Origin of the sequence: Bradyrhizobium sp. SZCCHNRI2009 (genome assembly GCF_032485115.1) — a bacterium.
Lineage (GTDB): Bacteria > Pseudomonadota > Alphaproteobacteria > Rhizobiales > Xanthobacteraceae > Bradyrhizobium.
Genome location: NZ_JAUEUH010000001.1, coordinates 834,804 through 861,290, shown reverse-complemented (window position 1 = coordinate 861,290; position 26,487 = coordinate 834,804). Strand labels below are relative to the sequence as shown.

Annotated in this window: 11 protein-coding genes and 1 tRNA gene; 6 read left to right on the top strand and 6 right to left on the bottom strand. The window is 65.1% G+C overall.

Annotated features, from left to right (window positions below; genetic code table 11):
- Positions 1–50: 50 nt before the first annotated feature.
- Positions 51–488, top strand: coding sequence for a DeoR/GlpR family DNA-binding transcription regulator (locus tag QX041_RS03895; RefSeq protein WP_315714970.1), 438 nt, complete (start codon positions 51–53; stop codon positions 486–488).
- A 203-nt stretch (positions 489–691) separates the two neighbouring features.
- Here QX041_RS03895 and QX041_RS03890 read toward each other — a convergent pair whose 3' ends face one another.
- Positions 692–958, bottom strand: coding sequence for a hypothetical protein (locus QX041_RS03890; protein WP_315714624.1), 267 nt, complete (start codon positions 956–958; stop codon positions 692–694).
- An 824-nt stretch (positions 959–1,782) separates the two neighbouring features.
- Between QX041_RS03890 and QX041_RS03885 the strand changes: the two genes are divergently transcribed.
- The 3 genes from QX041_RS03885 (at position 1,783) to QX041_RS03875 (ending at position 3,971) form a co-directional block, all read left to right on the top strand.
- Positions 1,783–1,998, top strand: a complete 216-nt coding sequence (locus tag QX041_RS03885; RefSeq protein WP_315714625.1) for a hypothetical protein — start codon at positions 1,783–1,785, stop codon at positions 1,996–1,998.
- 132 nt (positions 1,999–2,130) lie between these two features.
- A complete protein-coding gene (locus QX041_RS03880; RefSeq protein ID WP_316164510.1) occupies positions 2,131–3,330 on the top strand; it encodes an IS256 family transposase in 1,200 nt (399 codons plus the stop codon).
- 182 nt (positions 3,331–3,512) lie between these two features.
- On the top strand, positions 3,513–3,971 hold the full coding sequence (locus QX041_RS03875; RefSeq protein WP_316164509.1) for a hypothetical protein: 459 nt from the start codon (positions 3,513–3,515) through the stop codon (positions 3,969–3,971).
- Between the two features lie 57 nt (positions 3,972–4,028).
- Here QX041_RS03875 and QX041_RS03870 read toward each other — a convergent pair.
- The 3 genes from QX041_RS03870 to QX041_RS03860 form a co-directional block, all read right to left on the bottom strand.
- Positions 4,029–4,102: transfer RNA gene (locus QX041_RS03870), tRNA-Gly, on the bottom strand.
- A gap of 425 nt (positions 4,103–4,527) precedes the next feature.
- Positions 4,528–5,136, bottom strand: coding sequence for a TMEM175 family protein (locus QX041_RS03865; RefSeq protein ID WP_316164508.1), 609 nt, complete (start codon positions 5,134–5,136; stop codon positions 4,528–4,530).
- Positions 5,137–5,294: 158 nt separating this feature from the next.
- Positions 5,295–6,131: a hypothetical protein gene (locus QX041_RS03860; protein ID WP_316164507.1), complete on the bottom strand. Its 837-nt coding sequence runs from the start codon at positions 6,129–6,131 to the stop codon at positions 5,295–5,297.
- A gap of 372 nt (positions 6,132–6,503) precedes the next feature.
- On the opposite strand from QX041_RS03860, the gene QX041_RS03855 reads away from it, so the two are divergent.
- Positions 6,504–8,393 carry an acyltransferase family protein gene (locus tag QX041_RS03855; protein WP_316164506.1) on the top strand — a complete coding sequence of 630 codons (1,890 nt, stop codon included), beginning with the start codon at positions 6,504–6,506 and terminating at the stop codon, positions 8,391–8,393.
- 6 nt (positions 8,394–8,399) lie between these two features.
- Here the strand turns inward: QX041_RS03855 and QX041_RS03850 are convergent, their stop codons facing one another.
- On the bottom strand, positions 8,400–10,298 hold the full coding sequence (locus QX041_RS03850; RefSeq protein WP_316164505.1) for an acyltransferase family protein: 1,899 nt from the start codon (positions 10,296–10,298) through the stop codon (positions 8,400–8,402).
- Positions 10,299–10,533: 235 nt separating this feature from the next.
- On the opposite strand from QX041_RS03850, the gene QX041_RS03845 reads away from it, so the two are divergent.
- A complete protein-coding gene (locus QX041_RS03845; protein ID WP_316164504.1) occupies positions 10,534–11,004 on the top strand; it encodes a hypothetical protein in 471 nt (156 codons plus the stop codon).
- A 92-nt stretch (positions 11,005–11,096) separates the two neighbouring features.
- Here QX041_RS03845 and QX041_RS03840 read toward each other — a convergent pair whose 3' ends face one another.
- Positions 11,097–26,156: a VCBS domain-containing protein gene (locus tag QX041_RS03840; protein ID WP_316164503.1), complete on the bottom strand. Its 15,060-nt coding sequence runs from the start codon at positions 26,154–26,156 to the stop codon at positions 11,097–11,099.
- Between the last annotated feature and the right edge of the window lie 331 nt (positions 26,157–26,487).

Below are 26,487 nucleotides of genomic sequence, written 5' to 3'. Positions count from 1 at the left end.
CGGCGGCACCCTTGCTACACTGATCCGTTTCCTCGCTATGATTCGCTACACTGCGTTCGACGATGTCCCTCTCAGTGATCTGCTATTCGATGAACGTGGCGGCGCTGGCGACGCGACGTCCTGCCACGCAGCTGATGCTGATGGGCGGGCTCTATCATCCCTCGTCGCAATCCTTCTCATCGGAGGAAGGCCTGTCCTATTTGCGCAAGCTCGGCATCAACAAGGCCTTCATCTCGGCGGGCGGCGTACATGCGAATAGGGGCGCGAGCTGCTCGAACTTTCATGAGACGGCGGTCAAGCAGGCGGCCATCGCAACGGCGATCGAAAGCATTCTGGTCGCCGATGCGAGCAAGCTCGACAGCCTGAAGCCGGCCTTCTTCGCCGACCTCCATGCGTTTTCCAGGATCATCATTGGCGGGGCCGTATCGCGTGAGCACCGCAAGCCGTTCAAGCATCTCCCGGTCGAGTATGTAACCAGGACCGACTGAGGAAGCCGCTTCGCGCCCTGCAAATTGGCGCGCTTCTGAGGTCGCCGCGACCGAGACGCGTGGGGCGGGGCGGGGTTCGCGGTGTAGCGGCACGCCATCGCCATGCGCAACTGAGATACATGGTCAATGACGGCCCCGTCGCCATGTATCCGGCGCAAACGCTTTCCGCCAGGCGCTGCGGGCTGCTTAAGGGGAACGACTGCTCAAGCGGTCGCGAGGCGCGCCTTACCAACTCGCAAATTTGAAAAGATGCCTCCAAAGAACTGCTGGTTATTGGGAAGCATTTCCACGGTGCAGAAAATCGGTGCCATAAAATTGCGCCCGAGATCGCCGACACGAGGATCGGGTTGACGGTCTTCTGAGTTTTGCGCGGCGTCTACGTCGATATCGATCGCGGACTTTACAGTTTCAAGCATAACTCCGACTTTTAACTTCGGCGGATGGCTCGTCGTGACTTCCGGAATACTCATGGTGGACAAAAGCCGACCATCCACGTTTTGGATGGGCTGTTTGCCGGCGATGCTTGGCCATAAAACACCAGCGCGCGCAAATATTACATCATGGTACGGCTACCCGGACTGCAATCGCGGATCGGGCTGAAGGAACGCACAAAATCGCTCGAGAAGGACGGTGTCCGAGCTCAATTGAGGCCGACCGAACCCAATTGGGTACGGCTATCGAGCGAATTTACTGGTACGCCTGAGCCGCTCGGCTCTTCATCGAAGCGGCGTGTAAGGCAAGCGGCTTGCCGTTGCCCTTCCCCCTATCGAACCGCCTTGCCTTAAAGGGCGATGCCTCCGAACGCGGCCGCACCAGTTTCGCACCAGAAACGAACTGAACAAACCGCGACAGGCGCTATCAACATTGGGCAAAAATGCTGCAAAATCAATAAACCTATTCAATCTCCTCCCGCTCATAACGGTCTGGTTACAGGTTCGACCTTTGGTGAACAAGCAACAATAAATTCGGCAGCCAAACGGCACCCCCCCGCGGGGCTCTTGCTGAAGGTTCTGCAAATTCGGCAGGGTGAAAATCGACAAGATTGCCGAATGCGAAAAATGTCGGTGATCCTTCCTTTTTGCTTGCCGCAGCATCCAATTGTACGATGTGCCTTCGACGACTATTTTGCTTAGGCATCGCAAATTGCAGTATTTCCAGATGAACAAGTCCTCCGACCTGCTTTGATTGGCGGGTACGCGAAGACCACAGACTGAAGCCCGCAAATTGCCCTTGTAGATGAGTCCAGAAGAAGCGAATCTACGGGTGGCGCGCGTGGCGGACCGGCGGCAAGGCCTTGGCAGCGTCGCCTCCCAATGCGGTCGGAACGCTCGATTGGATGTTTGCCGAATACCGCTCTGATCGCCGCTACGCCAAGCTCGATCCTAAGTCCAAGCGTAATCACGAGGTCGGATTCAAGCTTGTCGGCGGCTACGTCCTGAAAGATGGCAAGCGACTGGGCGAGAAGCGCCTCACCGCAATCGATACGGTCGTGTCCCCGGAGGTGGTGTAGCTCGGTGGAGCAAAGCCGCCCGGACGCGCGCTCCCAAATAGCGCCGTAGCGGGCGGGCGGCTTTGCGGTGGTCACCGGCAGTTCTCCGGTAGGATCGGGTTGCGACACGCCAACGCAACCGAGGAACCACCGATGACCGAAGACATGATGAACCTGCGCACGCTGGTAGAGAAGACCCCAGACGCCGATCTGCTGCGCGAGATGATCGGCTTTGCGGCCCAGCGCCTGATGGAGCTGGAGGTCGAGAGCCAGACCGGGGCTGCCTATGGCGAGAAGAGCCCCGAACGTCTGGCCCAGCGCAATGGCTACCGCGACCGGATCTGGGAGACCCGCGCCGGTGCGGTGGAGCTGCGCATCCCAAAGCTGCGCAAGGGCTCCTATTTCCCCGGCTTCCTGGAGCCGCGGCGCATGGCCGAGAAGGCGCTCACCGCCGTGGTTCAGGAGGCTTACGTTCAGGGCGTCTCGACCCGTTCGGTCGACGATCTGGTGCAGGCGATGGGCATGACCGGCATCTCCAAGAGCCAGGTCAGTCGGTTGTGCGGCGAGATCGACGACAAAGTGAAGGCCTTCCTCGGCCGTCCAATCGAGGGTGACTGGCCCTATCTTTGGATCGACGCCACCTATGTGAAGGTGCGCCAGCAGGGGCGCATCGTCTCCGTCGCGGTGATCGTTGCAGTCGGCGTCAACAGCGACGGCCGGCGCGAGGTTCTCGGCATGGACATCGGGCCGTCCGAGGCCGAGACGTTCTGGACCGCCTTCCTGCGCAAGCTGGCCCGCCGCGGCTTGCGCGGCGTCAAGCTGGTGGTGTCCGACGCCCACGAGGGCATCAAGGCCACCGTGACCAAGGTGCTCAGCGCCAGCTGGCAACGCTGCCGCGTCCACTTCATGCGGAACGTGCTGGCTCATGCCGGCAAGAGCGGACGGCGCGTGGTCTCCGCCTTCATCGCCACGGCCTTTGCCCAGGACGATGCCGAGGCCGCTCGCACCCAATGGCGCAAGGTCGCCGATCAGCTCCGTCCCAAGCTGCCCAAGCTTGCCGGCTTCCTCGACGAGGCCGAGACCGACGTGCTTGCCTACATGACGTTCCCGCCGCAGCATCGGACCAAGTTGCACTCCACCAATCCGATCGAACGCCTCAACGGCGAGATCAAACGGCGCACCGAGGTGGTCGGCATCTTCCCCAATGAGGACGCTATCGTCCGCCTCATCGGAGCTGTCCTGCTCGAACAGAACGATGAATGGGCGGTCCAACGCGCCCGCTACATGACGCTGGAAACCATCGCGCCATTGAGCGATGATCCGAACGTCAGCCTCACGGCTATCGCCAGCTGACAGGCCCGGCTCCAGCCGGCGAACGCGGTGGGCCGCCAGCTACACCACGCTTGGGGACACGATCATCGATACGGCACTGACCGACGACCGCTGCCCTGATCGGCTGGGAATGGCTCCAGCGCGAGACAGACGTCTTTGCGACTTTCGACGTGTCGCATTAACGCCCGAAAGGGCGCCCGAGTATGGTCCGCATCATCGATGAGAAGACTAGGCAGAAGGACTGGATACCGCTGTTCGACGATACAGGTGCACCGGTTTATCCCGAGTTGATGGCGGAGCTCGACGCCATCAAACGCGACCGCATCGGCGGCCTAATGCTGTGCCGGGATTGGGGCGAGCGCGGACCATGGCCGACATGGCCGAAGCCGGATCAGCCGGATTTCACGCACGTGAGCCGCAAGGTCAAAGAAGTCACCCGTGCTGCTGGCCTTCGCGATGAATTGTCGTTCACATCGTTCCGGCATGGCGGCTTTACTGAAGGTGGCGACGCCGAACTGACTGACCGCGAGATGCTGGCACAGGGCCGGCACACGACGGTGAAGGTGCTGCCAAAGTACACCAAGCGCACGACGCGGCAGATCGTCAACGGCGCCAAAAAGCGGCGGGCAGCTCGAACAAAGGAAGGACATTTGTCCGAATGAGCATCAGCCTGCTTGTCCGAATGGAAAGCTGACGGCGCGACAAGTGCCTGAAATCGTTGGAGCGGGTGAAGGGAATCGAACCCTCGTATTCAGCTTGGAAGGCTGCTGCTCTACCATTGAGCTACACCCGCATTGGGCGTTCCCTAACATGGTCCGCGGCGGGTCTCAACCTCTTCGGGGCGGGGTTTCGAAGCGGATGGGTCCCGGATCCGGCCTGATGCAACGGCCCGAAGCGATGGCAGCGCGCGACCTTGAGACCGCGGCGCGACACGGCGGCGGCGGCCCGGTTCCGTAATCGGCCCCCCTACCCTCGCCGCCCGGACCGTCCTATATTGGCGTCACCATCAACAACGAAAGGAGGTGATCCAGTGTCTTTCACCAAGCGCTGTCACCTCGCTGGGATCGCCCGCTGAGCGGCTCTTCATGAGCGACGTTTGAGGGCGTGATTCGTCAGCGGATTGCGCCATCGCGGCTCGGCAACGGGGCGGTCTCGGCCCTGGACCAGCGAGTTCAAGAACGGAAGCGCGGCGGGTCTCACGGCCCGCCGCGTCTTTTTTTATGGCAACTCCGCCTGCTCGCCGGCCGACGGCGCCGGGCTGCGGACGAACCGCCGCGCCAGGAAGCCGCCGAAGCCGAGCATCCAGAAATACTGCACATACTCCGGTGCAAGCGCTGCGATCACGATGCCCGGCACGAACACGATGACGGGAAAGATCGCGCCGGCGATCTCGGCATGGCGGCCGCTTGGAAGCGCGAGCCACCACAGCGCGGCGTTCAGCGACGCAATGATCGTCAGATGCAGGCCATAGAGGACGGCCACCGCGCTGCTCAGCCTGTAGCCGCCGTAGAGCCCGTTGGTCACCGGCAGCAGCACGATCGACAACAGGAAGAACAGATTCAGGATGACCACGGGCCGGCCCGCGAACGGCTGCCGGGCCAGCCGCCGGTGGTGGCTGATCCAGAACACGCCGGCGATGATGAAGCTGAGGACCAGCCCGGCAAGCCGCCCGAAATAGGTATGCACCAGGTCGATCCAACCCGGCATATGCGCGAAATTGGGCTTCGGCAGGTCGTAGGCGAGAAGCGTCATCGCAACACCGAAGATGGTGTTGGAGAGCGATTCCAGCCGGCGCATCTCGAACAGGTCGGACTGAGGCTCTGCCATGTCGAATCGGAAGCAACCGCGGCGAGGAACGGAGATGAGGACTCACCTTCTATAGCAGCTCCGGCGCCGCGCCGCCCGACTTCGCTGCCGCCCTTGGGCGGCAGGCTGTCACGTCACTCGCCACCCTCCAGACCAAACCGGCCCTCGAGCGTCAGCCCTCACCGGCAGGCATAGATGTGGCCATCGAAGCCGCGATAGCTGTGCGTCGCCGGATTATAGCTGCGGAATTGGACGCAGGCCGGCAGTCCCGCGGTGCGCAGTCGCGGCCTGCCCTCCGCCTGCAGCCGGACCGAGGCCGTGGTTGCGGTGGCAGGCCTCGCGATCACGATCATCGGCCGGCTGGCGACCATGCGCGATGTCCTGCCGGCATCCTTGACCGCTGCATCCCTGGCGGCGACCACAACGGCCTGCGCCTGGGCCGCCTTGCCGGATGACGGCTTACCCGACGAGGCGCCGGCTGGCGATGGCGTCGTCCCAGGCGGATTGGCCGCGGCCGTCTTGGCAGAGGACGGCTTGGCAGATGACGGCTCGGCAGAGGACGGCTTGGAAGAGGACAACTTGGCAGAGGGCGGCTTGTTCGCTGGCGCCAGCGCCGATGGCGATTTCACGGACGGCTTGGTCAGGGAGGGCTTGCCGGCGGCTGGCTCTGCTACGGCGACCTTCTGAGCCGCATCCTGCTTGTCCGCAACTGCGGCCTGCTTCGGCTCAGCCGACGCGGCGGGTGTCGTCGCAACCGCCTCCGCAGCCGCGGCAGGCTTGACCTCGGGACCGGCCGAAATGTCGGCGCTGGCCGCCTGGCTCGGAACGGACGGCGCGGGATTGACCGACGCGGTCTTGTCGTCGGCTGGGGTCTTGTCCTCGGCGACCGGCGCCTCAGCCGGCTTCTTGATCAGCTTCTTGCATTCCAGCGGGAACACCAGCTCGCCCGATGCCGTCAACCCGATCGGCTCGCATCCGCCGAACGGCCCGCTCTCCTTGCCCTGATCCTTGGCCACCTCGCCTGCGGATGGTGAGGAGCCGCCCGGCTCGGCGCTTCGCGCAAGCGAAACGCCAACCGCAACCTGAAATAGAACAACGCCGCACAACAATCCGGCCCGGCCGGCCTTCCGCCCCAATGTACGCATGACACGCTCGCTCGACGCATGAACTCCGACAAGGCCATCACGCCATTGAGGCAAGTCTGTGAAGGCAAGCCGCGGATTCCCGCTGCGGTGTCAATTCGATGGCATTGTGTCCTGTCTGCACGACCAACGGTGCCGCAGGAATCCCTCAATGCGGTTGCAATCGGAGCCTACCAGGGTCGCCTGCGTGCAGTGACCGTCGGGGATTGACGGCCGCCGCCAGATGCGAGCGTCCGGACAGCCCCCTTGAGCGCAACCGACTATCGTCCCGACATCGACTGCCTGCGCGGCTTCGCAGTGATCTCGGTGATCGCGTTCCACTACGACATCTCGCCGTTTCGCAGCGGCTATGTCGGCGTCGACATGTTCTTCGTCATCTCGGGCTTCCTGATCACGCGGATCATTCATGCGGAGGTGCGGAGCGGAACATTCTCGTTCGCCGCTTTCTACCGGCGCCGTGCCCGGCGCATCCTGCCCGCCGCCTTCGCGATGCTGTCCGTGACCCTGCTCGGCGCCAGCGTGATCCTGTTGCCGCGGGATGCGGTGTCCGTGGCGCAGCAGGCGCTGGCCGTCCTCGTCTTCTGCTCCAACATCCTGCTGTGGTCGCAGCAGGGCTATTTCGACGCCGCCGCCATCACCAAGCCGCTGCTGCACACCTGGTCGCTCGGGGTGGAGGAGCAGTATTATCTGCTGTTTCCGACGCTGGCGCTCGCCGCCTTCGCGCTGCGGCGGTCGCTGATGCTTGCGAGCTTCGCCACGGTCTGCGCGACCTCGTTCCTGCTCTGCGTGATCCAGACCGGGCTGCAGCCCGCCGCCGCGTTCTTTCTGTTGCCGGCCCGGGTCTGGGAGCTCGCGCTCGGCGCGCTGCTGGCCGTGGAAGCCCTGCCGGCGCCGCAAAGCCAATGGCTCAGGATCACGGCGGCCGCACTGGGCTGGATCGCGCTCGGCGCCGCCGTCAACCTGTTCTCGCCGCACACGCCCTATCCCGGCACGGCCGCGCTGCTGCCGTGCCTCGGCGCCGCCGCCGTGATCTGGGCCAATCCGCCCCCGAGCAAGGCCGTGCTGACCGCGGTCAAACCGATGATCACAATCGGGCTGTGGTCCTACTCGCTCTATCTCTGGCACTGGCCCGTCGTCTCGCTGGCGACGGCGGTCTGGGGTCCGCCGAGCTCGATCGCGGACAAGTTGGCGCTGCTCGGAGCCTGCACCGTGCTGGCGCTGACGAGCTTCCATCTGATCGAGCAGCCGGCGAGGCGTGCGCAGTCGCCGATCGCCGCGCGCGCGCTGGTCGCGAGCGCATCGGTCGTGCTGCTGGCCTCGCTCTCGATCATCGGACTTGCCGGCTTTCCCGCCCGCTTCTCGCCGCAGGAGCGGGCGCTGGCGGAATTCATCAGCTACGATCATAAGTCCGCCTACGAGAGCGGCACCTGCTTCCTCGATCCGGGCCAGACGTTCGCGGCGTTGCAGCCGTCATGCCTTGCCAAAGGGCAGCGCCCGCGCATCCTGGTGTGGGGCGACAGCCACGCCGCTCACCTCACCCATGGCCTGACGCGAGCCCTGCCCCAGGCCTCGCTGCTGCGCGCCAGCCTTGCGCAATGCGTCCCTCACGCCGAAGCGGGCCAGTCCGCCGCCTGCATGGATTTCAACCGCCGGCTGCCTCGGCTGGTGCGCGAGCTCACGCCCGACATCGTCGTGCTGTCGGGCAATTGGACACGCACCGCGATGACGCCGGCCGCACAGGCCAGCCTGCTCGCCACGATCAACGCGATTGCGGACACCGGCAGCAAGGTGGTGGTGGTCGGGCCGAGCCCGCAATTCGATCGTCCGCTGCCGCATTTGCTCATCGCGGCGAAGCGCTTTGGCGTCGGGACCGACGGGCACATGCTGGATCTGCTCGGCGAGGTCGACGACTTCATGCGCACGCTGCTGGCGGACGTGGCGCAGACCGAATACGTGTCGCCGCTCGCGCTGCTGTGTCCGGCGGGAGATTGCGTGCTCCAGACCTCCGACGGCGCGCCGCTCGCCTGGGACGATGGTCACCTCACGGCGCAGGGCTCGGAGCTCACAGGCGCACGGATCGTCGCGGCGTCGCCGGCATTGGCCGCAGCCGCAAGCGCCGCAGCCGACAGCGAATAGCGCCACCTAATCGTCCGACAGGAACCTCGCGAACACCGGCGCAGCGCGCTCGCCCATCCGCTGGGCCCCTGCCACGGTGAAATGACCGGCGTCCTGGAACAACCACACGCCCCCCTCCACGACCGGGCAATCCCGGTCGCAATAGACCTCCGAGGGCCTGAGCAGCGTCACCTTGGCGAGCGGCCTGATCGCCTCCGACAGGACGGCGTCGATGACGCGGTTGGTCGCGATCGCCTCGCTCTTCGGCACGGCATCGCACGGCTTGGCGGGCGCGTGCCAGCGCGGCCCCGGCAGCATGCGCAACTGATCGAAGGCGCAATTCACCGGTCGGACCTGGCCGCCGACGACGAGGAAATGCCGGCCGGGCCGGTCGAGCAGACGGATGGTCTCGGCGAGATGACCGGCGACCGCGGCGTTGCGGGCCCGCGCTGCCGGCCCTTCGCCGAGGTCGAGATAGTGCTGCCACGCCTGCCCGATCACGACGAAATCGGCCTGCGACTGCCGGATCCGAGGCAGCTCGCTGTCGCGCAGCTCGGCGCAGACCTGGGCGCGAGGTCCCTCGGCGATGAGCCCCGCGAGGGTGGGACATCCGCTCATGGTGGACACGTGCCCGATCATGCCGCGCGCCTTCAGCGTCGCATCGAGCGCGGCGACATATTGCTGGACATAGGAGTCGCCGAGCAGCTCGACGCCGCGCGTGCCCTCGAGATCGCCGAACGCGCACAGACGGCCGACGGTGCGGCCGCATTTGTTGAGGCCGAAGCCCTGCAGCTGGAACAGCGCGAGCTGATCGTCGGGCAGCCGCGACACGACGCCATTGGCGCGGAACGTCACATGGGTGAGCGCGGCACCGACGACGAGCACGGTCGCAAAGCTCGCCACCTGCGCGCCCCTCGGCCACGGCAGCCGCCGCAGCGGCCGCTCGACGATGACGAACATCAGCGTGGTCAGCACCGCCATCAGCGCGAGCTGCGCCGCCAGTCCCGCCACGGTCTGCGCCGCATCGCCGAAGATGAAGCGGACGAAGAAGATCACGGGCCAGTGCACGAGATAGAGCGAATAGGACGCAGCGCCGACGACGCGAACCGGGCGAGCCATCACCAGCGACGTCGGGGCATTGGCCGCGATGATGACGGCTGTGGCGATGCAGGGCAGCAGCGCGGCGACGCCTGCCTGGAATTGATAGCAGCCGATGAGGAGAAGGCTGCCGAACAACAGAACGTCGCCGGAGGCGGCCGCGAGAGAGCGTGCGCGCGGCGACGCTGCCAGCCGGGCCTCGAGCGGAATGGCGAGCGCGCCGAGGGCGAATTCGAACACCCGGAACGGCGTCAGGAAGAACACGGCGTCCGGATCGCGCGATGACCAGAGTGTGGCCGCGGCAAGGGACAACAACCCGATCGCGGCAATGGCACCGAACACATGCCGGCGCGTGCCGAGCCACATCAGCAGCAGCGGCGCCAGCGCGTAGAATTGAACCTCCGCCGACAGCGACCACAGGTGCAGCAGCGGCAACTGATCCGCGCTCGGCGCGAAATAGGCGCTGGCCTCGCGCCAATATTGGATGTTGGCGATCGAGAGCAGGCCGTGTGTCGCCTCCTTCGCGAGCTGGCGCAGGGCTTCCGGCGACAGGAACAGCCAACCGACCGCGAACGTGGCCGCAATGGTCACAACCAGCGCCGGCAGGATGCGCCGTGCCCGTCGCAGATAGAAGTCCGACAGCGAGAAACGCCGCGCGGCGACATCGCGCAGGATCTGCCCAGTGATGAGATAGCCGGAGATGACGAAGAAGATGTCGACGCCGGCATAGCCGGCCTCGAAGCCGGTGATCCTCAGATGGAAGAGAATGACGATGACGACAGCGATCGCCCGAAGGGCATCGATGTCAGCCCGATGACTGCGTTCCAATGTCGTCCACTCCGCGCATTCCTCGAGGCGGACGAGTTGCGCAGACACGGATGGCAACAGCGGGAAACAGTCATGACGTCATCGGACCCATCCGATGACACCGCGCGGGCGATGCCGTGGCGGACGTGAAGGAAGTTTGCTGAAGTCGGCCGCAAGTTCGGCAATCCGTTGAACGATCAGCTCGAATACGGCAATCTGGCGGCGCTGAGGGACAATGCGGGGCTGAGGAGCGGTGATGAACCTGTTGCGAGGAGAATGGCGGGCAGCGTTCGCGGGAATAGCCGTCGCGGCGCTGCTGGCGGCGGCCACCGCAGCCTCGGCGCAAGCCCAGACGCCTGCTCCCGCGCCCGGTCCCGCTCAGACCACGGTCGAGCGCAACGCCAAGGGCGTCGCCGGCAAGCCGATCCAGGTCGGCATCTATCTCAACGTCCAGCCCGACTGCTCATCCGGGCCCCTTCCCGCCATCCGCCTTGTGTCGCCGCCCGGCAACGGCACCGTCACGATCAAGCGCGGCAAGGTCAGCGCCACCAACTACAAGCAGTGCCTCGCCCTGGAAGTGCCGGGCTTCATCGCCTTCTATCAGTCGAAGGCCGACTTCGCCGGCACCGACACGGTGACGCTCGAGGTCAAGTTCCCGCAGGGCCGCACCGAAGTGCAGCGGATCATGATCAACGTCGGCGTCGGGCCGGCAGGGCAGAAGATCTGAGCCGCAGCGCATCGGCGCGCCGCCGCCTCCAGCCATGAAAAAGGGCCGCCTCATGGGCGACCCTTTGCTTCTGCTGTTCCAAGCCGACCGGATCAGACGTGGACCTGCGTCTGGGCGTGGCTGTTGTCGATGATCATCTTGATCACGTCGTCGCCGGCCGTGAGGTTGCCGCCGGTGTCCTTGATCGTCGCGACGTTGGTCCAGCCGGAGCCGGCGTTGATCTGCAGCGTCAGGTCGCCGTTGTTCAGCACGCCGCTGCCGTTGGCCGAGGCCAGGCTGGTGTGCCCGCCGCTGTCGACGAAGCGCACCGCGTCGGCATGGTTGCCGGACACGCTGGCCAAGAGGCCCGAGAGGTCGATGACGTCGCCGGATGTGCCGGTCTGGAAGTCCAGGATGGTGTCGAGCCCGCCGCCGGCGAGATCGCCGGCGTTCCACTTGAACGTGTCCGATCCGCCATTGCCGGTCAGCTTATCCGAGCCGGCGCCGCCGATCAGGACGTCGTTGCTCGAGGAACCGTTGATGACGTCGTCATAGGCCGAGCCGATGACGCCTTCCATGTTCTTGTAGGTGTCCTGGCCGATCCCGGACAAGGTCGGGCCGGTAGTGTTGCTGCTGCTCTGCGTCAGCGTGAAGGTGATGCCGGCCGTCGCATCCGAGAAGTCGAGCAGGTCGATCCCTGCCCCGCCATCGATGGTGTCGTTGCCGCCGCCGCCGCGGATGATGTCGTCGCCATCGCCGCCATTGATCGCGTTGGCAGCACTGCTGCCGATAAGGATGTCGTCGCCCGAGCCGCCGGTCACGCGCTCGATATTGGCGATCGAGCTGAAGCCGGTGGCCGTGCCGGCGCCGAGATTGACCGTCACGTCCTCGCTGGTGATGTAGGTCAGGGTATCGCTGCTGCTGCTGCCGAGATCGGCGGTCACGGCCTCGATATTGCTGAGCTTGGTTCCGTTGACGTCGGTGATCACGCCGCCGGCAACCGTGACATAGATCAGATCCTGGGACGACGTCCCCTCGATGACGAACGTGTCGGTGCCGATGCCGCCGTCGACGGTGTCGACGCCGTCGTTGACGCCCCAATAGAAGGTGTCGTTGCCGGAGCCGCCGATGGTGACGTCGTTGCCGCTGCCGCCCCGGATGGAGTCGTTGCCGGCGCCGCCGTTGATGTAGTCGTTGCCGGCGCCGCCGAGCAGCGTGTCGTTGCCGCCGAGGCCGTAGATGCCGTCGTCGTCGGCACCGCCGTTGAAGTTGTTGCCGCCGCTCGACCCGATCATCACGTCGTAGCCGTTGTTGGCATTGGCCTCGAGCGGGTTGTCGACCGTGGCGGTGATCGCGTCGCCGTCGTTGGCGCTGTAGCCGGACAGCCACGGGGCCGAACCGACCACCCACGACTTGTCCGACAGCGAGTTGATGGTGAGGTTGAGCGCACCATTGTCGAGCGCATTGAAGGCCAGATAGGTCGATACGGACGATACCGAGTCGGTGGCCGTGACCTTGTAGACATACAGGCCCGCGTCGTTGTTGCTCGGATCTCCGGTGAACTGATTGCCGGTCCGGTGGATCCAGCTGTCGTCGCCGGTCGAGCTGTAGACGAGGCTGTAGGTGTAGGTGACCGTCCCCATTCCGCCCGAGAACAGCGTCGCCGCGTCCAGGCTGATCACGTTCGGCGAGTCGCTGTTCTTCGACAGCGCATAGCGTCCGTCGGCGCTCGTGGTGTCCACCACGGCCAGCGGCGCGGGCTCATTCGTGCCGCTGATGGTCACGTCGATGACCTGGCTGGCCGTGCCGTCGACCGACTTCACCGTCAGCGTGTCATGCTTGACGTCGCCATTGTTGAGCGCCTGCACGTTGGCAGCCGAATTGTTCAGCGTATAGCCCCAGTCGCCTGTCACCGCATTGAAGGTGAAGGTGCCATACGTCCCCGCCAGCGAAGCCGGCGTCTGGAACTGGGCTTCTCCGCTATCGACGTCGGTGACCGTCAGGGTCCCGCCTGCCGTCAGCGTGGCGTCCTCCTTGACCGCACCGCTTGCCATGCCCGCGATCGACGCCGCATCGTTGACGCCGTTCACCGTAACGGTGACGGTCTGCATCGTCGTCCCGCCGTGACCGTCATCGATCTTCACCGTATAGGTCTGATCGATATGGTCGCTGGCGCGCAGCGACTGGATGTCGGCGTCATTGACGGCGAACGTCCAGTTCACCTTGTGGCCGGTATTGTCGACCGTGGCGCTGAACGAGCCGTAGTAGTTGCTGCCGGCCGGTGTCGTGTAGGTCACGGTCTGGGCATCGCCGTCCACGTCGGTGAAGGCGATCGCGCCGGACGCCTGCTCCACTCCCGGTGTCACGACCGTGCTGGGCTGCACCGAGATGTCGTCGATGACGGCGCCGCCGCCGCTCGCGAACTTGATGGTGGTCGACGTCGAGGTCGCGGTGAACTGGTAGGTCTGCTCCGTCCAGCCAAAGTTCCAGGCGCTCGTCGTCAGAAGGGTTGTTCCATCAACGGCTGATGTCACGGCCGTGCCGTAGGTCATCACGTAGAAGTCGACGGTATAGGTCACGCCGACGACGGTGCTGATGGTCTGGCTCATCGAGCTCGATGCGCCGTAGAAATCGGCCGAGCCGCCGTCCGTGCGGCCGCCCACGACGGTGACGGCATGGGCGCCCCCGACCGTCCACGCATCCAGCGTGTAGAAGTTGCCGTTGTAGTAGCCGAACGAGCCGTTCTGGATCAGGTTGCCGCTCGGCGCCGCATAGGAGGCGTCCTCCGTGACGCTTGCCGTGGTCGTTCCCGCCCCGAAGGTCGGCGCGTGGTTCGGCGCCGTGACCGAGCCGGTCTGGCCGCTGGTCACGTTCTCGGCAAAGCCCTGGCCGTCGGTGTAGGTGACGTTGGCCGAGATCTTGTGGCCGACGTCGTTGGAGCCCAGCGTGTAGGTCGAGCCCGTCGCGCCGTTGATGACGGCGCCGTCGCGCAGCCAGTGATAGACGACGTTCGACGCGGCACCATCCGGATCGCTGCCGAGATTGGCGGTCAGCGTCTGACCTTGCGTCGCCGTGCCCGACACCGTCACGCTCGCAGCGCCGTCATTGACCGGCGTGATGGTCAGCGTGAAGGCGTCCGAGACGGCATATTCGCCGTCGCTGGCGTAGACCGTGACGTTGACCGTGCCTGCGAAATTGGCCGGCGGGGTGCCGCTGAAGGTGCCGGTCGTGGCGTCGAAGTGCAACCACGCCGGCAGGTTGCTGCCGTCGCTGAGGTTCGCCGACAGCGTCAGCGGGTTCGCGGTGCCATCGAAGCGGCCATCGACATCGGCAAACGTGTTCGACGGGATGGTGAAGCTGAACGGCTGATCTTCCGCCGAGCTGCGGTCGGTCAGCGCGTTCTGCAGGACCGGCGCGTCATTGTTGCCGAGGATCTGGATCGTCACCGCCTTGGCGGTGCCGTCCTCCGTGTAGACCGTGAAGCTGTCGGTCAGCGTGGTCTCGCCTTCCTTCAGCGCCTGGATTCTCGGGTCGTTGTTATAGATGCCGTAGGTCCATCTGCCATCGCTGCCGATGTCGTACCAGCCGTAGCCGTTGGCCGTGTTCGAGGACGTCGCCTGCCACACATCGTTGTGCCCGTCGACGTCGGTCGCATTGAGGTCGCCGCGGGCGATGCCGTAGAGCGGGCTGCTCTGGCTGTTCGCGATGCCGCCCTCCTCGGCGACGGTGCCGGTGGCGTCACCGCTGATCACGGCCGCGTCGTTGACGCCGGTGACCGTGATCTTGAGCGTCGCGGTGTTCGACACCGCGCCCGACGGATCCTTGTCGGTATAGGTGAAGGTGTCCACCGCGGGCACGCCCGCCGCCAGCGCATCGGCCTTGTCGGCGACATAGGTGTAGGAGCCGTCCGAATTCAGCGTCAGATGGCCGTAGGCGCCCTCGATCGAGGTGCCGACGCCCGCCCCCTGCGTCACGCTGCCGGTGCCAGCCACGACGCCGGACACGACGAGCGAGCTGACGGGGTTGTCGACGTCGCTGTCGGCCACCGAGCCGCCGGTCGAGCCGCGGATCACGCCGTTCGCCGCCGAGATGTTGAGGCTGCCATCCTCCAGCACCGCATGGGTGTCGGAGTTCGCCACCGGCGGGTGGTTGGCGGGGATGACCTCGACGCTGACGGTCTGGGTGGCACTCAGATTGCCGCCGCCGACATTGCCGTTGTCGTTGATGGTGATCGTGACCGACCCCGGATGGTCGCTGTTCGGGGTGAAGACGGCAGAGGCCAGATAGGTGTTCAGATCGCTGATCTTGAACCCGCTCATCGAGAGCGTCTGTTCAGCGTTGAAGACGCCGAGCGACGGAATGGACAACGTGCCGCCGGAGATGTCGAACCTCACGGACTCGACGACATCGCCGTCCGCGTCGGAGAAGGTGATCGCGTTCGCTCCGGTGAAGGCGAACGAGGCGCCTTCATTGGCCGTCACATGCGTCGGGGCATGGATCTCCGGCGCATCGTTCACCGGCGCCACGTTGATCGTCAGCGTGCCGGTGTCCGTCTGTCCGGCCGCATCACGCACCGTGTAATCCACGGTATCCGCGCCATAGAAGTCGGCCTTGGGCTTGTAGACATAGGTGCCGTCGGCATTGAAATGGATCGTGCCGCCCTTGGCCGTCGTGAAGTCACCCGCCACCACGCTCAGCGTGTCGCCCGTATCCGGGTCGCGGTCGTTGTGCAGAACGCCCTGCACCGGATTGGACACGGTCAGCGTCGTGTCCTCGTTCACGCTGGCCGTGTCATCCACGGCCCTGGGAGCATCCTCGATCGGGTTGATGTTGATCGTGATCGTCTGCGTCGCGCTCAGATTGCCGCCGCCGACATTGCCGTTGTCGTTGATGGTGATCGTGACCGATCCCGTCACGTCGTTGTCGGCGGCCGGCGTGAACACCGCCGACGCCAGATAGGTGTTCAGATCGCTGATCTTGAACCCGCTCATCGAGAGCGTCTGGCTGGCGTTGTAGACGCCGAGAGACGGGATCGCGAACGTGCCGCCGGAGATGTCGAACCTCACGGACTCGACGACATCGCCGTCCGCATCGGAGAAGGAGAACGCGTTCGCGCCGGTGAAGGCGAATGGCGTATCCTCGTTCGTCGTCACCTGCGCCGGCGCATGGATCTGCGGCGCGTCGTTGACCGGGGTCACCGTGACATCGATCGTCTGCAGTGCGGTGTTGACGACGTCGGTGTGGACGTTGCCGTCCGACAACGTAGCCTGGTCGGTAACCTCCGCGACCACCGACAGCGAGAACGTGCCGTTGTAATTCGCGGGCGGCGTGATCTGCAGCGGATGGCTGTCGAACGCGGCGATCGCGGCGGCGCTATCGATCACCCACTTGCCGGCGTCAGCGCCGGTTCCGGCATGGCCGACCGAGAAGGTCGCGCCGGCCGGATAACCTGTAATAAGCAGCCGCAGGCTTTCGGAGCCGTCGGTGTCGGTGACGGCGGCACTGATGAGCTTCAGGTTGATCGTGGTGTCCTCGGCACCCGAGGCCGGGCCGAGATCCATGAAGCCCAGCGTCAGCGCGTCCGCCTTCGGTGCGACGTCGACCGTGACATGCGCGGTCGCGGTCCCGCCATCGCCGTCGCTGACCGTGTAATCGAAGCCGGCAACGCCCGAGAAGTTCTTGTCCGGCGTGAACACCGGATTGCCGTTGGAGAGCGAAACGGTGCCGTGCGTCGCGTTCGACACGCCGCTGACGGTCAAGGTGTTGTTGTCGACGTCGGTGTCGTTGTTGAGCAGGCTGAGCAGCGCGTTGACCGTGAGCGGGCTGTCCTCGCTCGCTTGCACCGCGTCGTCATGAGCCACCGGCGGCGTGTTGAAGACGCCGGTCAGCGTGCGCGTGCCGTCGGTGAATGCAAAGCTCTCATAGTTCGTGAACGTATCGGTCAGGCCGTTGTGGGTGACCTGCACGCCGATCAGCGTCACGCCGTCGGTGGCGAACACCTTGGTGTAGGTCGCCTCGGCGAACTTGAAGCCGAACTTCACGGTGTCGGTGTCAGATCCGCCGTCGGACACAACGCTGGTGTTGCCGGCAAACCGGAAGAGATCCAGCGTGTCGCTGCCGGAGCCACCGTTGAACACGATGGTCGACGGCGCGATCGCGGTGCCGCTGATATCGGTGATCGTCACCGTGTCGCTGGCAGTGCCGCCGGTGATCGTGATGCGCTCGATCTCGTCGGCGCGGATGGTCGCTCCGTTCGGACCGTCATAGCGCACCAGAATGTCGGTGGCGTTGCTGGCGGAGGGATCGTTCAGCGTCGGATTGATCTCGGTGCCGGTCGAGGTCTTGCCGATGGTGAAATTGCGCGCATTTCCATCGCCCGTGATCGCGAGCACGTCGTAGTTCGGAAAGGTCGTGCCAGACTCCGAGCCGCCGTCGATGACGTCGCTGCCGTCGCCCACCGTGTAGAGGAAGGTGTCGTTGCCGGCGCCGCCGAACAGCCGGTCGCCACCTCCTCCGCCGATGATGATGTCGTTGCCGGCGCCGCCATACAGGACATCGCCGCCCACGCCGTTGCCGCCGACCAGAATGTCGTCGCCATTTGAGCCGTGGGCCTCGGTCACGCCGCCGAGCTTGTCGGTGCCGACCACCTTGTCGGTCACCGCGGCGCGGTCGGTCACGCTGTGAGCCCCGACCGTCTCGCCGAGGACCGTCGCCGAGGTATCGCCGAGATTGACGAACACCGGCGAGTTCGGCGCGTCATAGCGAGTCGTCGTCACCGTGCCGGCAGCATCGACCCGGACGGTGAAATTGTTGGTGAAGACGTCATGGTCGCGATCCTCGACCGCGAAGGCGAAATTGATGTCGAGATACTGGTCGGCCGCGCTCGAGGTCCCGATCGGCGCGGGGTGATCGAGCGGCTGCAGCAAGGTGAAGTTGTAGGAGCCGGTGCCGGCCTCGGACAGCGTCACCGTGAAGACCGCGGCATCAGCCGCGTTGCCGGTCACCAGACCATTCTGGCCGATGTAGCTGCCACCGCTCATGCGATAGGCGGTCAGCGTGGTGTGATCGGCCGACATGACGTAGGTCAGACCGAAGCCGAGCGAGGTCAGCCCGGAGAGCTGGTGGTTGGCCGCATCGTAGGCGCGCACTGGCGACGCGCCGAGGAACGTCACCGACGGACCGGAGCTGTCGCCATCGGCCCCATAGGTGATGCGCAGATCGACCGCGCCGGTCGAGACGCTGCCGGCTGCCTCCGAGATCGCGACGGTGTCGACGTCCTGCGACTGCGGGCTGTCATCGTTGACGGTGATGATGATCTGATCGTGCAGCGCAACGGAATCGCCGTCGGAATCGGTGGCGGTCACCGCCGTCGACAGATCGAGCGTCAGCGTGTTGTCATGGCCGGTGCCCACGTGGTCCAGCGCGCCCTTCAGACGGAACGAATACTGGCCGGTGTTGGCATCGACCTGGAATTCGAAGATCGTGACGCTGCCAGCCTTGGCGATCAGCGTGTTGTCGACCCCGATGCTGTAGGTCAGCGCCACGCCGCCCGACGTCAGCGACAGCAGCTCGGGCGCGAGGTTGGTCTTCTCGACCGTATAGGTGCCGGGCCTGTCGGCGCCGAACGACACCAGCGAGCTCAGATTGCCGGTGAAGTAGGAATCGTTGCCGTTGCCGTCGCCGTTGAGGTCGCCGCCATGGTTGCCGGTCGCGGTCACTACCGTTCCGTTCGGCAGCTCGCTCTCGTAGACCGCCGCTCTCAACACCGTCGCGGTCGCGACGGGGGTGTCGTCGTCGATCGTCACGGCGAATGACGAGCTGGCGCTGTCGCCATCCGCATCGGTGGCGGTGAAGCCGAAGGTCAGCTTGACGTCGTTCTCGTTCTGGCCGGCCGGATGATCGACGTGCTTCAGCAGCGTGAAGCTGTAGCTGCCTGCACCGGAATCATCGAGCGAGACCTTGAACACCTGGCTGGCCACCGACGGCGGGTTGCCGTTGGTCGGATTGCTGCCGGTGTAGCCATAGACCGTATTACCGACGACCCAGAGCTTGACCTGGACGCCCTCGACCGTCAGCGAGCCCGCGTCCGAAGTGGCGTTCTGGCCGTTGGTGATGCCGCTGAACGCGACCGCGCGGTTCACGCTGCCGCTGTTGTTGTCGTCGGCGCCCCAGGAGATCGCCAACGAGCCGTTGGCCGTGACATTGGCACCGGCGACGTCGCCGGTGGCCGCTCCGGTGTTGCCGCCGGAAAGCCCATCCTCGTCGACGGTCCCGGCATCAGCCGTGCCGATCGCGGGCCGGCCGTTGTCGTCATTGATGGTGACGGTGAAGTTGCCGCCGGAGGCGGTATCGCCATCGGCATCGGTCGCGGTGAAGCCGAGCTTCAGCGACAGTGCATTGGTCTGGCCCGAGCCGACGTGATCGACATTGTCCAGGAGCTCGAAGGTGTAGCTGCCGGAGCCGTCGTCGGACAGCGTGATGTGGAACACCTTGCGGTCGTTCGTCGTGAGCTGGCCGCCATTGTCGTTGGCGACGCCCCAGATCTCGGTGTCCGACACGCGGATGAACTGCACCGCCGTGCCGTTCGACGTCAGCGTCGGGCTGCCTGCGCCGGTGGTCTTGACCACGTCGCCGGTATGGATCGCGCTATCGAACGCGACGCTGCGATTGGCCGCGCCCGAATTGTTGTCGTCCGCGCCCCAATTGATGTTGAGCGCGACATTGGACGCGGTCTGGGTCTGGAACACCTCCGCCCCGGCGGATCCGGTGGTGTTCTCGGTCACCGTCGCTGCGGTCGGCGAACCGAGCACCGGCACGTCGTCCTTGACCGAGACGGTGAAGCTGTTGCTGGACGTGTCGCCGTCGCCATCGGTCGCCGTGAAGCTGAAGGACAGCTTGACGATGTTCTCGCCGCTGCCGGCGGGATGATCGAGGGTGCCGAGCAGCTTGAAGCTGTAGGAGCCGTCGTTCTGGTCGCTCAGCGACACTTCGAACACGCGGGTGCCGTGGGCGAGATCGCTGCCGGTGTAGCCGACCAGCACGCCATTCTCGAAGCTGTACTTCACCGTCTGGCCGTCCGACGTCAGCGCCAGGTTGCGGCCTGCGCTGTCCTCGGCGTCGACATTCGCGCCTGCGCTCGTGTAGCGGAAGCTGACCGAGCGGTCGCCGAGCCCGCCGCCCGAGGTCTTGTTGCTGTCGTCGGAGCCCCAGCTGATGTTGAGGTCGCCGCTGACCGCGGTCGGCTCCTTGGAGACATCGGTGCCGCCCGGCAGATCGTCCTCGTCAACGGTCCTGGCATCGCCGGCCGCCGCCACCGGCGCGGTGTCGAGCACCGTGACCTTGAAGCTGCTGGTGACGCTGTCGCCGTCGGAATCGGTGGCCTTGAAGCCGAACGTCAGCGGCAGGCTGTCATCGTTCTGGCCGGACGCCGGGTGGTCGATGTTGTCGTACAGCGTGAACTTGTAGCTTCCATCGCCGCTGTCGGACAACTGGATCGTGAAGACGGTGCGGTGATCCGCGGTGACCGCCGTCAGCAAGGTGCCGTCGCCGGAGATCGTGTAGCTGATCGCCGAGCCGTCGGAGGTCAGGCCCGCGGCGCCGGCGGCGGTCGTGAAGGCCACCGCGCGGTTGTGCCCGACACCCGTATTGTTGTCGTCGGCGCCCCAGGAGATGTCGAGGCTGCCGGTCTGGACCGTCGAGTTCGATGCATCCGGATGGCTGGTGTCGTAGCCGTCGGTCGGCAGGCTGGCCTCGCTGACGGTCTCGTCCTCGGGGCAGCCGACGGTCGGGACGTCGTCCGTCACCGCCACCGTGAAGCTGCTCGCGGCGCTGTCGCCGTCGGAATCGGTGGCCTTGAAGCCGAAGCTCAGCGCCAGGCTGTCGGTGCCCGACTTGCCATGATCGAGGTTGTCGAGCAGCGTGAACTTGTAGCTGCCGTCGCCGTCATCGCTCAGCGTGACGGTGAAAACGGTGCGGTGATCGGTGGTGACCGCGCTCAGCGTGGTGCCGTCGGACGAGACCACATAGCTGACCGCATAGCCGTTCGACGTGAGCCCGTCCGGTGCGGTCGTGTTGAAGAACGCCACCGAGCGGTTGTTGGTCGCGCCGGAATCATTGTCGTCGGCGCCCCAGGAAATCGCGAGACGGCCGGTCTGCACCGTCGAGTACGGCGAATCCGGGAACAGGACGTCATAGAGATCGGTCGGCAGGTTGGCTTCGCTGACGGTCTCGCTCTCGGCGTGTCCGATCGTCGGGACGTCGTCGACCACGGTGACGGTGAACGTGCTGCTGCTCGAATCGCCGTCGGAATCGGTCGCGGTGTAATCGAAGGTCAGCTTGACGACGTTGCTCTCCTGCCCGGCCGGATGATCGAGATTGCCGAGCAGCTTGAAGGTGTAGGTGCCGGTGCCGTCGTCATCGAGCGAGACCTCGAACACGCGCTGACCGGAATTGAGGCTGTTGCCGGTGTAGCCGACCAGCGCGCCATGATCGAAGGCGTATTTCACCTGCTGACCGTCCGACGTCAGGCCACTGAGGCCGACGTCGCTGCCGTTGGTCACATGGACGTCGTCGGCGGCGTTGGACGTATTGGCGAAGCGAACCGAGCGATCGGCGGCGCCGCTGTCGTTGTTGTCGGCACCCCATTTGATGTTGAGCGCGCCGGTCACCTGGGGATCGCGGCTGCCGCCATCGTGACCGCCGAAATCGTGACCGCCGAAATCGGGGCCGCAATCGCCACCGCCAGCGTTGAGATCAGCTTCGCTGATGCTCTTGGCCGTCCCGGTATGCGCCTCCGGGCTGTCGTCGTTGACGCTGACCTTGAACGTGCCGCTGACCTGGTCGCCGTCGGAATCCGTGGCGACGTATTTCAATGTCAGCGCGATGCTGTCCTCGGTGTTGGGCACCGGGTGGTCGAGATTGTCGAGCAGCGTGAAGCTGTAGGATCCGGAATCGAGGTCGGACAGCTTCACTGTGAACACGGCGGCATTGGCCTTGTTGCCGGTCCAGTTGCCGTTGCCGTCGATGTAATGCTGTCCATCGAAGCGGTAGGCCGTGATCAACGTGCCGCCTTCGCTGACGTCGTAGGTCAACGCGACGCCGTTCGAGGTCAGGTGCTGCGCGGCGAGCGTGGTGGTGGCGTCGGACGCGAAGGTGACGGCGCGGTCGCCGTTCACCGGGGACGCACCGGTGATCCCGACATTGCCGAGATTGTTGGCGCTGTCGCTGCCCCAGGAGATGCCGAGATCGCCCGTTGCGACGGTGTTCTGGCCGGGGACGTCGCCAGACCCGCCCGCGAGCCCGGTCGGGAGCCCGTCCTCATCGACCACGCCGGTCGCAATCTCCCGGTTCAGCACCGGCGCGTCGTCGTTGATCTTGACCGTGAAGGTGTCGGAGACCGCATCGCCATCCGAATCCGTGGCGACGAAGCCGAGGGTGAGCGTGACGTCGTCCTCGGTGTTGTGGGCCGGATGATCGATATTGTCGATCAGCGTGAAGCTGTAGGACCCCTGCCCCTGGTCGGACAGCGACACCGTGAACACCGCAGCCTTGGCCGGATCACCGGTGGCATGGCCCTCGCCGTCGACGTAGGTGTGATGCGCTTCATCGTAGCGGTAAGCGGTCAGCAGCGTGCCGTCGGGGGACACGGTGTAGGTCAGCGCGACGCCGTTCGACGTCAGATGCTGGCCGGTGAGCGTCGAGATCACGTCGGAGGCAAAGGTGACGGCGCGGTCGCCATTGACCGGCGTACCGTTGATGCCGCCGTCGACATGGCTGTTGGCACTGTCGGCGCCCCAACGGATGCCGAGGAAATCGGTCACCGTCAGATTGGCGCCGGCTGCGTCCTTGCCGTCCGAATAGGAGTTGCCGGGATTGCCGAGACCATCCTCGTCGACCACGGAGTAGCTGACGCGCTCTCCAAACACCGGAGCGTCGTCGTTGACCTCGACATTGAAGCTGCCGTGGATTGCGTCGCCGTCGGAATCGGTGGCGACGAAGCCGAAATACAGCCCTTGATTATCCTCGCTGCCGTGGACCGAATGATCGAGATTGCCGGTGAGATTGAACGTGTAGGAGCCCTGGTCCTGATCCGACAGCGAGACGGTGAACACCGTGGCGCTGGCGAGGTCCTCCGTCGGCTTGCCGTTCGCGTCGACATAGGTCTCGTGGGCGGCGTCGTAGCGATAGGCGGTCAGCAGCGTGCCGTTCTCGGAGACCTGATAGCTCAGCGCAATCCCGTTCGACGTCAGCCCCAGTTCCTCGAGCGAGGGAACGGTGTCGGCGGCGAAAGTGACGGCGCGATCACCCTTGACCGGGGCGCCATCGATGCCGCCGTCGACATGGCTGTTGGCGCTATCGGCACCCCACAGGATCGCGAGCGTCTTGGTCACCGTGAGATCGGCGCCGGCGACGTCGCTGCCTTGCGCATAGCTGTCGCCGGCATTGCCGAGTCCGTCCTCGTCGACCACGCCAGCGCTCGGCGCATCGCCGAACACCGGCGCGTCGTCGTTGACCTTCAGGGTGAAGCTGTCGGTGACTGCGTCACCGTCGGAATCGGTGGCGACGAAGCCGATGTTGAGCGTGATGTCGTCCTCGGTGCCGTGCACCGGGTGATCGAGATTGCCTTTCAGCTCGAACGTATAGGAGCCGTGATCCTGATCGGACAGCGCCACGGTGAACACCGTCGCGTGGGCCGAATCCGTCGGCTTGCCGTCTGCGCCGACATAGGTCTCGTGCTCGGCGTCATAGCGATAGGCGGTCAGCAGCGTGCCGTTCTCGGACACGACGTAGGTGAGACCGAAGCCGTTCGAGGTGAGATTCTGGGCGTCGAGCGTCGCGACCACGTCGGCCGCGAAGGTTACGGCGCGGTCGCCATTGACCGGCGCGCCATCGATGCCACCATCGACATGGCTGTTGGCGCCGTCGGCGCCCCAGCGAATGCCGAGCGTATCGGTGACCTTCAGGCTTTCGCCATAGGCGTCGCCGTCGTCCTTGTAGCTGTTGCCGGCGTTGCCGAGGCCGTCCTCGTCGACCACCGAATAGCTCGGCTTCTCGCCGAAGCTCGGGGCGTCGTCATTGACCTTCACCGTGAAGGTGTCGGTGATCGCATCGCCATCGGAATCGGTCGCGACGAAACCGATGTTGAGGGTGATGTCGTCCTCGGTGCCGTGCACCGGGTGATCCAGGTTGCCCGACAGCGCGAAGGTATAGGAGCCATGGCCCTGGTCTGACAGCGACACCGTGAACACCACGGCGCCCGACAGGCCCTCGCCTTCCAGCGGCTTGCCGTTGGCGTCGACATAGGTCTCGTGCGCGGCATCATAGCGATAGGCGGTCAGCACGGTGCCGTTCCCCGACACCTCGTAGCGCAGGGCAAAGCCGTCGGAGGTCAGATCCTTTGCCTCGAGCGAGGCCGCCACGTTTGCGGCGAAGGTGACGGCGCGGTCGCCATTGACCGGCGTTCCGTTGATGCCGCCGTCGACATTGTTGTTGGCGTCGTCGGAGCCCCAGCGGATTCCGAGCGTATCCGTGACCGTCAGGTCTTCGCCATAGGCATCATGGCCGTCGGCGTAGCTGTTGCCGGCATTGCCGAGCCCGTCTTCGTCGACCACCGAATAGCTCGGCTTCTCGCCGAAGCTCGGGCCGTCATCCGCGACGTTGACGGTGAAGGCGCTGTTGACGGGGTCGCCGTCGGCGTCGGTCGCAACCACCTTGAAGGTCAGCGGCAGCGAGGCGTCGTTGGCGCCGTTGTGGTCGATATTGTCGGACAGCGTGAAGGTGGCGCTGCCGGAGCCGGTGTCGGACAGCGACACGGTGAAGATGGTGCGTGCGCCCTTACCCTCGCCTGCGGTCGCGATGATCTCGGTGCCGTTGGCCGACAGCGTGTAGGAGATGGCCTCGCCGTTCGAGGTCAGGCCCAGCGCCTGCAAGGTCGCGATCTCGGACGCATCGAACACCAGCGAGCGGTCGCCGTCGACCACGGTGCCGTTGGAGCCGCCATCGACCTTGCTGTTGCCGTTGTCGGCGCCCCAGCCGATGTTGAGGTCCACGCTCGCGGTGGACGGCTCGAAGCCGTCGCCGCCCACGACCTTGGCGACGAGCTCGCTCTCGCCGCCGCCTTCGCTTCCGCCGCCGGTGTGCTCGGCGACATTGATCGCCTCGACGGTGCCGGCGACCGGCGAATCGTCGTTGACGCCGATCACGATCGTCACCGGCGCGGTGTCGCCGCTGCCGTCGATGGCGATGACGTTGATGGTGAGGTTCAGCGTGTCTTCGGTGCCGAAGACCGGATGATCGAGCGGCTGCAGCAGCGTAACCGTGTAGGTCCCCGCGATCGTCGAGTTGGCGTCGAGCGTGACGGTGAAGACCTGGTTGGCGACGATCGAAGGATCACTGCCGATATAGCCGATCAGTTCCGGCTGGCCGTTGACCGTGGTGATCGCAAAATGCACCTCCTGGCCGCCGGACGTCAGCCCGGCAAGACCAGGCTGTGACGCCGCGAACGCAAAGGCGCGGCCGATCACGTCGGTGCCGAAGTCGACGTTCAGCGAACCGGTGAAGCTCGTCACCACGCCGCCGATGTCGCCGCTGCCGCCGGGCCGGCCTTCGGACAGGCCGTCCTCGTTGAGCACCACGCTGTCGGCAACGCCGGCGATTGGCGTCGGATTCGGCGTGACCGGGTTGTCGCCGAATTTGGTGGTGGAGTCCTCGGGTCCCAGCAGCCCGAGCGGCGTGCCGACGGTCAGCGGGTCGACCTTGAACGTCCCGAAGTTCGCGCCGGCAGGCACGCCGGGCGCACCGGGCGTACCCGCGGCGGGCAGCACCGACTGGTCGGTGGTGATCGGAAACAACTCGGCGAACTGATCGCCATTGATGATTCGGTCGGGGCCGACTTCGAAGCTGACGTCCTTCAGCGGGGCGCCGTTGGCGTCGAAAACCGGGTCGATCGAGACCGTCGACTGATTGTCGAACAGGATGATCAGGCGGTCGCCGATCTTGACGAAGGTCAGCCGCTCGCTGGCGATATCGCTGAAATCGATCTGGCTCTGGCCGTCGAGATGAATCGTAACGGCTTGATTGCCCGGCGGTTTCCCGATCTTGAGGTGCTTGGCCGAGGCGCTGGATGGCTGCGTGGACGTGCCGGTCAACTGGGCCAGCAGGACAGGAGCATTCATGCGCCAAAACCTCCAAATATGGGGCGTTTTGGTGGCGCCCCATTTCTAATCGTTAAACTATTATTAAACGAGAATACGGGTCAATATTACCGGTTCTTGTTAATCGGACTTTAGGGACTTTGGGTAAATGCAGTCAAGTGCAGCGGCATTTATGAAGGGAAACAAGGCTGTGCCTATGCTTCCGTCCCCCGCGCGGCAGGGGCGGAACGACAAGAATAAATGGAGGCAGGGCCGGGAGAATTACTGCTAATTGGCAGTTATTCGATCACACAATACTTGGGGAACAACACGCACGCTGTTGGGAATAAAAGCTTGCCGCCATGAAACGGCC